9 protein-coding genes are annotated in these 12,475 nt (G+C 73.3%); 3 read left to right on the forward strand and 6 right to left on the reverse strand.

Going from position 1 to position 12,475, the window contains the following annotated elements:
• Nucleotides 1–123 precede the first annotated feature (123 nt).
• A complete protein-coding gene (locus RKE38_RS16780) occupies nucleotides 124–1,128 on the forward strand; it encodes an NAD-dependent epimerase/dehydratase family protein (protein ID WP_316008610.1) in 1,005 nt (334 codons plus the stop codon).
• Here RKE38_RS16780 and RKE38_RS16785 read toward each other — a convergent pair.
• Genes RKE38_RS16785 through RKE38_RS16805 form a run of 5 tightly spaced genes read right to left on the reverse strand, consistent with a single transcriptional unit; the run spans nucleotide 1,118 to nucleotide 7,233 of the window.
• Complete coding sequence (locus RKE38_RS16785; RefSeq protein WP_316008611.1) at nucleotides 1,118–2,881, reverse strand: glycoside hydrolase family 15 protein; 1,764 nt, start codon at nucleotides 2,879–2,881, stop codon at nucleotides 1,118–1,120. The genes RKE38_RS16780 and RKE38_RS16785 overlap by 11 nt on opposite strands.
• Complete coding sequence (locus tag RKE38_RS16790) at nucleotides 2,878–4,053, reverse strand: enolase C-terminal domain-like protein (protein WP_316008612.1); 1,176 nt, start codon at nucleotides 4,051–4,053, stop codon at nucleotides 2,878–2,880. Before RKE38_RS16790 ends, RKE38_RS16785 begins: the two co-directional genes overlap by 4 nt.
• On the reverse strand, nucleotides 4,050–5,840 hold the full coding sequence (locus RKE38_RS16795) for a thiamine pyrophosphate-requiring protein (RefSeq protein ID WP_316008613.1): 1,791 nt from the start codon (nucleotides 5,838–5,840) through the stop codon (nucleotides 4,050–4,052). The genes RKE38_RS16790 and RKE38_RS16795 overlap by 4 nt, the downstream gene beginning before the upstream one ends.
• Nucleotides 5,837–6,223: a hypothetical protein gene (locus tag RKE38_RS16800; RefSeq protein ID WP_316008614.1), complete on the reverse strand. Its 387-nt coding sequence runs from the start codon at nucleotides 6,221–6,223 to the stop codon at nucleotides 5,837–5,839. The genes RKE38_RS16795 and RKE38_RS16800 overlap by 4 nt, the downstream gene beginning before the upstream one ends.
• Nucleotides 6,223–7,233: an SDR family oxidoreductase gene (locus RKE38_RS16805; protein ID WP_316008615.1), complete on the reverse strand. Its 1,011-nt coding sequence runs from the start codon at nucleotides 7,231–7,233 to the stop codon at nucleotides 6,223–6,225. The genes RKE38_RS16800 and RKE38_RS16805 overlap by 1 nt, the downstream gene beginning before the upstream one ends.
• 207 nt (nucleotides 7,234–7,440) lie before the next feature.
• Between RKE38_RS16805 and RKE38_RS16810 the strand changes: the two genes are divergently transcribed.
• Together RKE38_RS16810 and RKE38_RS16815 are read left to right on the forward strand one after the other, a co-directional pair.
• The gene (locus RKE38_RS16810) at nucleotides 7,441–7,863 is read left to right on the forward strand and encodes a MarR family transcriptional regulator (protein ID WP_316008616.1); all 423 of its coding nucleotides are present in this window, start codon (nucleotides 7,441–7,443) and stop codon (nucleotides 7,861–7,863) included.
• A 74-nt stretch (nucleotides 7,864–7,937) separates the two neighbouring features.
• Nucleotides 7,938–11,648 carry an FAD-linked oxidase C-terminal domain-containing protein gene (locus RKE38_RS16815; protein ID WP_316008617.1) on the forward strand — a complete coding sequence of 1,237 codons (3,711 nt, stop codon included), beginning with the start codon at nucleotides 7,938–7,940 and terminating at the stop codon, nucleotides 11,646–11,648.
• A 20-nt stretch (nucleotides 11,649–11,668) separates the two neighbouring features.
• On the opposite strand, the gene RKE38_RS16820 is transcribed toward RKE38_RS16815, so the two are convergent.
• Nucleotides 11,669–12,340: an ANTAR domain-containing protein gene (locus RKE38_RS16820; protein ID WP_316008618.1), complete on the reverse strand. Its 672-nt coding sequence runs from the start codon at nucleotides 12,338–12,340 to the stop codon at nucleotides 11,669–11,671.
• Between the last annotated feature and the right edge of the window lie 135 nt (nucleotides 12,341–12,475).

Raw genomic sequence — 12,475 nt, forward strand, 5'->3', positions numbered from 1 at the left:
GTGGCCTCGCGCGGGCAAGGTCCCCGCGGTGGTGTCGGCAGGTGTCGGCGGGCGTCGGCACGTGTCGGCACGTGTCGGCCCGTCGCGCGCGCCACATCCGCGCCACGCCCGTAGGGTCGCAGGATGAAGGTCGTCGTCGTCGGTGGGACCGGCCACATCGGAACGTTCCTCGTCCCGCGCCTGGTGCGCGCCGGCCACGAGGTTGTCGTCCTCAGCCGCGGCACCCGGGAGCCCTACGCCTCCGCGCCCGAGTGGCAGCAGGTCGAGCGGATCGCGGTCGACCGTGAGGCCGAGGACGGCGACGGGTCGTTCCCCGGCCGGGTCGCGGACCTGGGGGCCGACGCGGTCGTCGACCTCGTCTGCTTCACGGTCGAGTCCGCCTCGGCCCTGGTCGAGCGGCTGCGCGGGGAGGTCGGGCACCTGGTGCACTGCGGATCGGTGTGGCGCTACGGCCCGAGCCGCAAGCTGCCGATCCGCGAGGACGGTGCGGCAGCAGGACCGCCGACCGACGAGTACGGCGTCGCCAAGGACGCCATCGCCCGGATGCTCGAGGAGGAGACGCGCACCGGCGGGCTGGTCACGACCTCGCTGCACCCCGGGCACATCACGGGCCCCGGGTGGGCGCCGATCGGGCCGCTGGGCAACCTCGACCCCGGCGTCTGGCGCACCCTGTCCGCCGGTGAGCCGCTCGCCGTCCCCGGCAGCGGCGCCGAGCTGCTGCACCACGTCCACGCCGACGACGTCGCCCAGGCGTTCGAGCTCGCGGTGACGCACCGCGACGCCGCGGCGGGGGAGTCCTTCAACGTCGTCGCACCCAGTGCCCTGACCGTGCGCGGGTACGCCGAGATCGCCGCGGGCTGGTTCGGGCAGGAGGTGGCCGTGCAGCCGCAGACGTGGGAGGAGTTCCGCGCGGGCACGACCGACGAGCACGCCGACACCAGCTGGGCCCACCTGAACCGCAGCCAGTACCTGGCCATCGACAAGGCGCGCGGCCTGCTCGGCTGGACGCCGCGGTACGAGCCCGAGGACGCCGCGCTGGAGGCGGTGCGCTGGCTGGTCGAGCACGGGCAGCTCGAGGTCAGCAACCCCTTGCGGGAGAACAACTCCAACCACCTGGTCAGCGGCTGAGGACGCCAGCCGTCTCCAGCAGCATGGCGTGCGTGAACGCCTGCGGCAGGTTGCCCCGCAGCTGCCGTTGCTGGACGTCGTACTCCTCGGCATACAGCCCGGGAGGGCCGCACGCGGCCCGGTTTCGCTCGAACCAGCGCACCGCCTCGACGTCGTCACCCTGGTGGTGCAGCGCCAGCGCCATCATCAGCCCGCACATGGTGAACGCCCCCTGGCTCACCCCGAGCCGGTGGTCACCGTCGTCCCCATCGAAGAAGCGGTACAGGTAGCCGTCCTCGACGAGCTCGCGGCCCACGACCTCGAGCGTGCGCCGCGTCCGCGGGTCGTCCGCGGGCAGCGCGCCGCGCACCGGCGGCAGCAGCAGGGCGGCATCGGGACCGGTCACGTCCTGCGCGCGCTGCCACGACCCGTCCGGCGCGAGACAGCGCTGCGTGGTGTGGTGCAGGACCTTCGTGGCGAGCTGGTCCCACCGGGACGCCTCCGCGCGTGGGGCCTCGCGTGCCACCGCGCGCAGGCCGGCCACGCACGCGAGGCGCGAGTGCGTCCACCAGTGGTCGTCCAGCTCCCAGATGCCGGCGTCGGGCTGGTCCCAGGCCGTCTCCACGTGCCGCACCAGTGCCTGCACCGCGCGCCAGCCGTCGCCGTCGAGCCGGTCGAGGCAGGCCGCGCGCGCATACATCTGCAGCAGCTCCCCGAACTCGTCGAGCTGGGTCTGCCCGCGCACCCAGTTGCCCACCACGTCGCAGCCACCGGGGTAGCCGGGCAGGTCCAGGCGCCGCTCGTGCGGGAGGCCGGTGCCGTCCACCCGGTATGCCGGGCGCAGCGCGCCGCCGTCGAGGACGCGCTCGGTCGCGAACCGGACCGCGCTGTCGAGCAGCTCGGGTCGGCCGACAGCGCTCGACCCCATGGCGACGTAGGCCTGGTCGCGGAGCCAGACGTAGCGGTAGTCGTAGGAGTTGGACTCGTCGGCCTTCTCGGGCAGGCCGAGCGTGGCAGCGGCGACCATCCCGCCCTCAGGGTGCGTCATGCCGCACAGGACGGCGTAGGCGTGCCGGGCGTCCCGCGGGGCGGCCGTGTGCCCGAACGCGTCTGGCACACGGTCGTGCCATGCCGCCGTCGTCCGGTCCCACAGCTCGTCCGCGGAGGGAACGGGGCCGTCGTGGATCCGTCCGATCTCTAGGACGAGGTCGTGGTGCTCCCCGGGCGCGACGGACAGGTGCGCCCGCAGGCGTCCGTCGGCGTCCACGACTGCGTCCGGCGCTCCGCGCCAGCGCATGCGGTGCTCGCCCACGGTGGCCGTCCAGCTGCCGTCGTCGTGACGGCGCAGGTCACGCCACGGCTCCTTCCCGAAGCCCGCCCGCAGGTCCAGCACGACCCGGACGTCGGCCCGGTCGGCCACGGCGTCGACCCGGCGCAGCAGCACCACGGTGTCCGGGTCGCCGGGGTAGGCCAGGGCCTCACGGCACTCGATCTCGGTGCTGGGGGTCACCCAGCGGTCCCGCCAGACCAGGGTGCCTGGCTCGTAGTAGCCGCCCCACACGCACGGCTCGACCGGCGTCACGGCATACCCGCCGTCGCCCCCGACGAGGGAGGCGAGGACCGCGTCGCTGTCCCACCGCGGTGCACACAGCCAGACCACGTCGCCGCGCGGGCCGACCAGGGCGCCCCGGTGGCCGTCGGCGAGCAGGGCGTAGTCGCGCAGCGAGTGGGGCGGGAACTCGGCCCACAGCGGCGGGCCGTCGGGCGTGCTCACGAGGCCACCCGCAGCCGCTCGACGGCGTCCTCGTCCACGGTCAGCCCGTGCCCGGCCCGGTCCGGCGCCGGCCGGACGCTGCCGCCGCAGGGGTCGAGCGTGCCGTCGAACACCGCGTCCTCGAACCGGACGTGGTCGTGGAACCACTCCAGGTGCCGCACGTTCGGTGTCGCAGCGGCGACCGGCGCGTGCAGGTGCGGGGCGCAGTGGGCCGAGACGTCCAGGTGGTGGGCCGCGGCGACCGCGGCGGCCCGGAGCCACTCGGTCCAGCCGCCGCAGCGGGTGGCGTCGACCTGGAGGCAGTCGACGGCGCCCGCCCGGCACATCGTCTCGAAGTAGCCGATGTCGGTGCCGTACTCGCCCGCGGCGACGTCGGCGTCGACGAGCTGCCGCACCAGGGCCAGTCCCGCGAGGTCGTCGGAGGACACCGGTTCTTCGAACCACGTGACGGCAGCCCCGGCGGACTGGGCAGCCTCGAACGTGCGCACCGCCTGTTTCGCGGAGTACGCGCCGTTGGCGTCGACGTAGAGCTCGGTCGCGTCGCCGATCGTGTCCCGGGCCAGGCGCATGCGCTCCACGTCCCGGGCGTGGTCGGCACCGCCGGGCCGCCCGATCTTGACCTTCACGCGGGGGATTCGCTGGCCGCGCACCCACCTGTCGAGCTGGTCTGCGAGGCGGTCGTCGTCGTAGCTGGTGAAGCCGCCGCTGCCGTAGACGTCCACCTCGTCGTGCACCCGCCCCAGCAGATCCGGGACGGCAACCCCGAGCAGCCGCGCGTGGAGGTCCCAGAGAGCGACGTCCACCGCCGACACGGCATACCCGACGGCGCCCGCGCGGGTGGAGTTGCGGGCGGCCCGCACCATCGCGAGCCACGAGCCGGGCACCCCGTATGCCGGGCGCCCCAGGACGACCGGCGCGAGCAGCTCGTCGACGATCGCGGCGCACGCGGCGGGGCCGTACGTCCACCCGGTGCCCGTCACGCCCGCGGCGTGGGCACGGACGAGGACCATCGTGGTGGCGTCCCAACGGGCAGTGCCGTCGGTCTCCTCGTCGGCGTCGACCGGCAGCCGGAGGGCCACCGCCTCCAGGCCCTCGACCGCCGGGCCGGGGCCGGCCACCTGTGGGGCCGTGGCCTCGCGGCCGGGCACGACCTTGTGGTGGGTGGGGCTCACGAGTGACCTCCCGGGAGGACCTCCTTGGCCTTGGTGCGGATGCCCTCACGCAGGACACCCCAGCGGTCCTCGTCGCCGTGCAGCAGCGCTGCCGCGGAGTTCTTCACCTGCTCGAAGGTGGCGTGCGGCGGGATGGGCGGGACGTCGGGGTCGGTGTGCACGTCGAGCAGCGTCGGCCGGTCGGCGGCCAGGGCCTGCTCCCACGCGGGCCCGAGCTCGTCGGGGGAGGTGATGGTGCGGGCCGCGAGGCCCAGGCTGGCGGCGAAGGCCGCGTAGTCGACGTCGGGCAGCGTCTGGGACTCGGGGAACTTGGGGGAGCCGCCCATGGCGCGCATCTCCCACGTCACCTGGTTGAGGTCGTTGTTGTGCAGGACGGCGACGACGAGCCGCGGGTCGGACCAGTGCTCCCAGTAGCGCTTGACCGTGATGAGCTCGGCCAGCCCGTTCATCTGCATCGCGCCGTCCCCGGCGAAGACGATGACCGGCCGGTCGGGGCAGGCGAACTTCGCGCCGATGCCGTACGGCACGCCCGGCCCCATGGTCGCCAGCGTCCCGGAGAGCGAGCCCCGCATGTCGTCCCGGAACCGCAGCTGCCGGGCGTACCAGTTGGCCGACGAGCCGCTGTCGGCGGCGACGATCGCGTTCGAGGGGAGCCGGGTGGACAGCTCGGAGAACAGCTTCATCGGGTTCACCGGCTCGGCGGGGACCTCGGCCTCCTTCGCCATCGTCTCCCACCACGACGCGACGCCCTTCTCGATGTCCTCGCGCCACGAGCCGCGCTCGCGCGGCTTCAGCATCGGGACGAGGGCGCGCAGGGTCGTCGCGGCGTCGCCGACCAGGTTGAGCTCGGTCGGGTAGCGCATGCCGATCCGCCCGGCGTCGACGTCGATCTGCACGGCACGGACCTTGCCCAGCTCGGGGAGGAACTGGGTGTACGGGAAGCTCGAGCCGACGATGAGCAGCGTGTCGCAGTCCTGCATCAGGTCGTAGCTCGGACGTGTGCCGAGCAGCCCGATCGATCCCGTGACGAACGGGAGGTCGTCGGACAGGACGTCCTTGCCCAGCAACGGCTTCGCGACCCCGGCCTGCAGCAGCTCGGCCACCTGGGTGACCTCCGCCCGTGCGCCGCGCGCACCCTGGCCGACGAGCATCGCGACCTTCTCGCCGGAGTTCAGGATGTCGGCCGCCTCCTGCAGCGCCGAGTCGTCGGGCGCGACCGTCGGCCACCGGACGCCGAGCGAGGACGGCACCATCTTGAACTCGTGGCTCGGCGGCGTGTACTCGAGCTCCTGCACGTCCGAGGGGATGATGATCGCGGTCGGTGCGTGCGCCGACATGGCCGTCCGGATGGCGCGGTCGAGGACGTTCGGGAGCTGCTCGGGCACGTTGACCGTCTCGACGAAGTCGGACGCGACGTCCTTGTAGAGCGTCGCGAGGTCGACCTCCTGCTGGTACGAGCCGCCCATCGCCGAGCGCGCGGTCTGGCCGACGATCGCCACGACCGGGACGTGGTCGAGCTTGGCGTCGTAGAGGCCGTTGAGCAGGTGGATGGCCCCGGGGCCCGACGTGGCGGTGCAGACCCCGAGGCGCCCCGAGAACTTGGCGTAGCCGACGGCCTCGAACGCGGCCATCTCCTCGTGCCGGGCCTGGACGAACGCGGGGGCGTCGTCGGCCCGCGCCCACGCGGCGAGCAGCCCGTTGATGCCGTCCCCGGCATACCCGAAGACGTGGTCGACCCCCCACTCGCGCAGCCGGGCGAGGACGTGGTCGGCAGTGGTCTGGCTCATGGGTACCTCCTGTGGCGTGGACGGGGGACGAGGGCGTAGGTGGCGAGGGCGGACGTGAAGGCGCTCAGCGCGCTCGCCAGGGCGACCGGGCGGTGACGGGGTGAGGCGCCGGCGAGGGCTGCCATCGACAGACCGTGTACCCCGTCGACGGCGGCGGTACGCCTGCCGACGCGGGGCAGCTCGCTCGCCGGCGCCAGGCACAGGACGACGCCCTGCACCACGAGGCGCGCGCCCAGGACCCGGGTCACCGGCACCTCGGCAGGTGCGGGCGGTCGTCCGGCGACGAGCTCCAGGAGGCGCCGGGTGGCGAGCAGGTATGCCGCGCCCTGGACGACCGACAGCACGCCCAGGCCCCGGAGCGGAAGAGGCGAGCTGGTCTCCATCAGGAGCTCCGGCGCGCCCAGGCCCCCAGGCCGGCGGTGACGACAGCCGCTCCGACGGCGCCGAGCAGGCCGTGGTGGTGGGAGGCCCACAGCTGCACGGAGCGGTCCTTGGACTTGCCGTCGAAGATGCCGTGCGTGCCGAAGTCCTTGCCGTCGCGGCCGTCGGCAGGGTTCCAGAGGTTCACGGGCTGGTCGGGGTCGCGTGGCTGGTCGGTCTGCTGCGAGTCGTAGCCGGTGCGGCCGAGGTAGCGGTCCAGGAGCCCGGGGACGATGGCGTTGGCCGCGAGGGTCGCGGCGGTGCTGGAGCCGACCCAGTACTCGCGTCGGCGGGGGTGGTGGGCGGCGTACACGACGGCGCGCGCCGCGACCTCAGGCTGGTAGATCGGCGGCACGGGCTGGGCGTGCCGTGGCAGGCGGGACAGCACCCAGCCGAACTGCGGGGTGTTCACCGCCGGCATCTGCACCATGGTCACCCGCACGTGGCTGCGCTCGTGGAGCAGCTCGCAGCGCAGCGACTCGTTGAAGCCCTGGATGGCGTGCTTGGCACCGCAGTACGCGCTCTGCAGCGGGATGCCGCGGTAGGCGAGGGCCGAGCCGACCTGGACGATCGTCCCGCGGTCGCGGGCACGCATGCGCTTCAGGGCGGACATCGTGCCGTGGACGAAGCCGAGGTACGACACCTCGGTGACCCGCCGGAACTCGTCCGCGGTGATCTCGTGGAACGGCGCGAAGACGGACGTGAACGCCACGTTCACCCACACGTCGATCGGCCCGAGCCGGGCCTCGACCGTCTCCGCAGCCTCCTCGACGGCTGCAGCGTCCGCGACGTCGACCGACAGGGTCAGTGGGTGCCCGCCGGCTGCCTCGACCTCGCGGGCGACCCCCTCGAGGCCGTCCTGCCCGCGGGCGAGGAGGGCGACGCGTGCGCCCTCTGCCGCGAAGGCGATGGCTGTGGCCCGGCCGATCCCCGCCGTGGCGCCGGTGACGACGACTGTCTGCGATGAGGACATGTCTTCGATGCAACGGCAACGATGCGCGAGTCGCAAGTCGAATTGCAACGATTGCGCCTGCGCAACGACTGCATCATGATGAGGATCTTCCACGGCCGGACCGGCCGGTCGTGGACGTCGCGGGAGGGAGACCCCATGAGCACGTCCGCACGCGCGCTCCGGACTCGTCGGCGGCCCGCACCGAGGGCCGCCGAGCTTGATGCTGCCATGGGGGCCGCTCGGGCCTTCGTGGCGGTCACCGTCGAGGGGTCCGACACCGACCTCACTCCCGCACAGGTCCGCATGCTCGTGCTCACCCGAGCCCACCCCGACTGCAACCTCAGCGCCCTGGCCGAGTGGATGGACATCCACCCGTCCAACGCGACGCGCGTGTGCGACCGCCTGGTGCGCGGCGGCCTGATGCAGCGCCTCGAGGACCCCAGCGACCGCCGTCACGTGCGGCTGGTTCTCACACCTGCCGGGCACCACGTCCTCGACGGGATCATGCAGCGCCGCCGCCGAGCGCTGCGACGCGTGCTGCAGCGCATGGAACCTGCCGACCGGGCCGACCTCACCCGCGGCCTCCTCGCCTTCGCCGAGGCGGCGGGGGAGGTGCACGACGACGGCCTCTGGCCGATCGGCAGGACCTGACCTCCCGTACCGGGTTGCGCCGGACCCGGCACGGGTAGTTCCCAGGAGCTACCGGCGCAGGACAGGAGACCCCGATGGCAGCGAACCCCACGACGGCGACGACCCGGTCGACGGACACGACGGCGGCGACGTACGAGGCCCTCGAGCGGGACCTGCGGCGGGAGGTCGACGGGGAGGTGAGGTTCGACGCCGGGAGCCGCGCGGCATACTCCACGGACGGGTCGAACTTCCGCCGGGTGCCCATCGGGGTGGTAGTCCCGCGGACCGTGGCGGCCGGTGCCGCCGCGGTGGCCGTCTGCCGCCGGCACGACGTGCCCCTGCTGTCCCGGGGCGGCGGCACGAGCCTGGCCGGCCAGTGCACGAACACCGCCGTCGTCGTCGACTGGTCCAAGTACTGCAACGCCCTGCTCGAGGTCGACCGCGAGGCGCGCACCTGCGTCGTCGAGCCGGGTATCGTGCTCGACCGGCTCAACGCCGACCTGGCCGAGCACCACCTGCGCTTCGGTCCCGAGCCGGCCACGCACATGAACTGCACGCTCGGCGGCATGATCGGCAACAACTCCTGCGGCGCGACGGCCCAGCGCACCGGCAAGGTCGTCGACAACGTCGTGGCGCTCGAGGTCCTGCTCTACGACGGCACCCGGTTCTGGTGCGGTGAGACGAGCGAGGAGGAGTACGCCGAGATCGAGCGGCACGGCGACCTGCGCGCCTCCGTCTACCGGCGCGCCCGCGCCCTCGCCGCCGACCACGCCGACCTCATCCGCGAGCGGTTCCCCGACATCCCGCGGCGCGTCTCGGGGTACAACCTCGACAGCCTCCTGCCGGAGAACAACCTGAACATGGCGAAGGCGCTCGTCGGCAGCGAGTCGACCCTCGTCACGGTGCTGCGCGCCAAGCTGCGGCTCGTGCCCGTCGTGGAGCACAAGACCCTCGTGGTGCTGGGGTTCCGCGACATCGTCGCCGCGGCCAGGGCGGTCCCCGCCATCGTCGAGCACGAGCCGATCGCGCTCGAGGGCCTGGACCACAAGCTGTTGGTGGACAACAAGATCAAGCACCTCAACGCCAAGGCGCTGCGCGAGCTGCCCGAGGGGACGGGCTACCTCATGGTGCAGTTCGGCGGCGCCACGACCGAGGAGGCCGACCAGCGGGCGCAGGGCATGCTCGACGCGCTCGGGGACACCGAGCACGACCCCCAGGTCAAGTTCCTCGACGACCCCGACGCCGAGCACGAGCTGTGGCTCGTGCGCGAGTCCGGGCTGGCCGCGACCGCGCACGTCCCGCACCACGCGGACACCTTCGAGGGCTGGGAGGACTCCGCGGTCGCGCCCGAGCGGCTCGGCGACTACCTCCACGACCTGAAGAAGCTGTTCGAGGAGTTCGGCTACGAGGGGGAGACGGGCCCCAGCCTCTACGGCCACTTCGGCCAGGGGTGCGTGCACACGCGGATCCCCTTCGGGCTGTACACCGACGAGGGGGTGGCGAAGTACCGGCGCTTCATGGAGCGGGCCGCGCACCTCGTCAGCGACTACGGCGGCTCGCTCTCCGGTGAGCACGGCGACGGGCAGAGCCGGGGCGAGCTGCTGCCCATCATGTTCGGGCCCGAGGTGGTGGGCCTCTTCGAGGACTTCAAGGACATCTTCGACCCGCGGAACCGGATGAACCCGGGAAAGGTCGTCCGCGCGCGCCGGCTCGACCAGGACCTGCGGCTCGGGGGCGAGTGGGTGCCCCGGCCGATGGGCCGACCGGAGTTCGCCTACCCGAACGACGGCGGGTCGTTCGTCGACGCCGCCAACCGCTGCGTCGGGGTCGGCAAGTGCCGGCAGCACGGCCACCAGGCGGGTTCGGTGATGTGCCCGTCGTACCAGGCGACCGGCGAGGAGGAGCACTCCACGCGAGGGCGCGCGCGGCTGCTCTTCGAGATGCTCGACGGGCACCGCGACGGCACGATCCGCGACGGGTGGCGTTCCACGGCGGTGCGTGACGCGCTCGACCTCTGCCTGTCGTGCAAGGGGTGCAAGAGCGACTGCCCGGCCAACGTCGACATGGCGACCTACAAGGCCGAGTTCCTCTCCCACCACTACCGGCACCGCCTGCGCCCGCGGTCCCACTACACCCTCGGCTGGCTCCCGCTCGCGGCGTATGCCGTGCACCGCGCCGGGCTCGCGCGTGTCGCCAACGCCGTGGGCGGGTCCCGCGTGGCGCCACTGCTGGAGCGGCTGGCCGGGCTCGACGCCCGCCAGGTGCCCCGGTTCGCGCAGCGGTCGTTCCAGGACGGCTGGGCGCAGCAGGCTCGCACGAAGGCCGAAGGCGAGGAGCGGGGGAGCCGTGGCCGGGTCGTCCTGTGGCCGGACACCTTCACCAACCACTTCCACCCCTGGATCGCCGACGCGGCCGTCGAGGTGATGGGGGCGGCCGGGTGGGAGGTCGTCGTCCCGAGCGAGCCGCTGTGCTGTGGTCTGACCTGGATCTCCACCGGGCAGCTCGGTCCGGCGCGCCGGGCCCTGTCCCGGACGGCGTCGGCGCTCTGGCCGGACATCCGCGACGGCGCCCTGGTCGTCGGCCTCGAGCCCAGCTGCACGACGGTGTTCCGCAGCGACGGCCCCGAGCTGCTCCCCGACAACCGGGAGGTGGCGCGACTGCGCGACGCGACCGTCACGCTGGCGGAGCTGCTGGGGAAGCACTCACCGGGCTGGGAGGCGCCGAGGTGGTGGCCGGACGGCTCCGGGGACGCGGACCGGGACCGCGACGCCCACGGCGACAGGGACGGCGGCACGCGACCCGTCGACGGTGCCGCACAGGTGCACTGCCACCAGCACGCCGTGCTGGGGTGGGACACCGACGCGTCACTGCTCTCGGACATGGGACTGGACGTCCCGGCGCTGGAGTCCGGCTGCTGCGGGCTGGCCGGGAACTTCGGGTTCGAGCGCGGCCACTTCGAGACGAGCCGGAAGGTCGCCGAGAACGGCCTGCTGCCCGCGCTCGACCGGCTGCCCGAGGAGGCCCTCGTCCTGGCCGACGGGTTCAGCTGCCGCACCCAGGTGGCGGAGCTCGCCGGCGGCCGGCAGGCCCATCACCTCGCCGAGCTCCTCGCCGAGGCCCAGCGACGACAGCGTGGGCGCGAGGGCGCCGATGCGGTTTCGGTCCCGGACCGCTCGGGTAGGACGACGCATACGCCCCGGCACGCCACCACGGCCGCCGGAGCACCAGGCACTTCAACGGAAGGCGAACCCATGCCAGGTCCCCACGACGCCGTCACCGCGCTCGTCCACGAGCAGCACGGGCACGTCACGACCCTCGTGCGGGCCGTGCAGGACGGGCACGGGCAGGAGCGCGCCGGCGCCTACCGGTCGTTCCAGCACTACCTGGCGGCGCACGAGGCGGTCGAGGAGCTCGTGCTGCACCCGTCGCTCATGGCCGTGGCCGACGGGACCACCGTGGCCAAGGACCGGGTCGACGAGGAGCACCAGGCCAGCGCGCTCGTCCAGCAGCTCGAGCAGTTCGACGTGGACACACCGCAGTTCGAGGAGACCTTCGCCGAGCTGGCCGACGCGGTCACGCGGCACGCCGAGGCCGAGGAGCACCAGGAGCTCACGATGCTGCTGCCGCGCGTCGACGACGAGGTCGCGGGGCGCATGGTGGCGGGACTGCACGCCGTGGCCGAGGTGGCCGACACGCTGCGCGGGGGAGGTTTCGACGGCACCCGTGGGTTCGCGGCCACGCGGTCGGCGGCCAAGGACGAGGTGACCCGTCGCGGGCTCGCCGTGGACGGTGCCGGCAGGAGCTGACCGCTCGCGCGGACGACCGGTCAGGCGCTGGCCGCGTGACCGGTCGTCGGAGCGGAACGCAGGTGGGTGCGGTCGTCGTGCAGCAGCGTGACCACGTCGACGAGGCTCTCCACCGGGTGGTCGGGGTGGGCGAAGTGCGGGTCGCCGATGGCGTCGGTGATGAACGCGGCGACGTCGCGCAGCTTGGCGTTGCGGCGCTGGGAGTAGCCGCAGAGCATCCGGAAGGCGGTCTCCTCGTCGACGCAGAAGGCGAGCATGAGGGCCCCCTTGGCCTGCTCGATCGTGGCCCGGTAGGCCGAGGACGCCTCCACTGCCTCGGACTGCCAGCGGGAGATGTCGCCGGTGATGTCGAGGAGGAAGCCGTCGACGCGGAAGACGCCGGGGATGGACAGGTCCGCCACGGTGTGCGCAACGAGGCGTACGCGTCGACCGGATCGCTGCCCGGCTCGCATCCGGTAGGCGTGCGACGCCGACCCGGGCTGCGTGAGGTGCTCCTCGAGCCAGGTGCGGGCCGACGGGCGGTCATTCGGGTCCACGCACTCGAGCAGGTCCTCGGTGGTGAAGGGACAGTGCGGGGGCAGACCGTGCAGCGCCAGCCACTGCTCGTCGACGTCCCAGACGTCGAGGGCGGTGTCGTAGCGGTAGGGGAACGCGGTGGGGGCCGTGCTCGTGATGGGATCGGTCAGGGTCATGGCGAGCCTCCGGGGGACGATCGCGAGGCCGTGGTTTGACCACTTCGACCATAGACCCGTGCGGGCGGGGGTGTCACCATCTCGCAGGTCAGCGCCGTCCGGGACCGCCACCAGAGGGGCTGGGCGGGGACTGGC

It is taken from the genome of Phycicoccus sp. M110.8 (genome assembly GCF_032464895.1).
Taxonomy (GTDB): Bacteria; Actinomycetota; Actinomycetes; order Actinomycetales; family Dermatophilaceae; genus Pedococcus.

Coding starts and splice junctions, on each gene's coding strand:
- RKE38_RS16810 (WP_316008616.1), top strand. CDS start 7,441: ATGGGGGCCGCTCGGGCCTTCGTGGCGGTCACCGTCGAGGGGTCCGAC.
- RKE38_RS16815 (WP_316008617.1), top strand. CDS start 7,938: ATGGCAGCGAACCCCACGACGGCGACGACCCGGTCGACGGACACGACG.
- RKE38_RS16800 (WP_316008614.1), bottom strand. CDS start 6,223: ATGGAGACCAGCTCGCCTCTTCCGCTCCGGGGCCTGGGCGTGCTGTCG.
- RKE38_RS16795 (WP_316008613.1), bottom strand. CDS start 5,840: ATGAGCCAGACCACTGCCGACCACGTCCTCGCCCGGCTGCGCGAGTGG.
- RKE38_RS16820 (WP_316008618.1), bottom strand. CDS start 12,340: ATGACCCTGACCGATCCCATCACGAGCACGGCCCCCACCGCGTTCCCC.
- RKE38_RS16780 (WP_316008610.1), top strand. CDS start 124: ATGAAGGTCGTCGTCGTCGGTGGGACCGGCCACATCGGAACGTTCCTC.
- RKE38_RS16805 (WP_316008615.1), bottom strand. CDS start 7,233: ATGTCCTCATCGCAGACAGTCGTCGTCACCGGCGCCACGGCGGGGATC.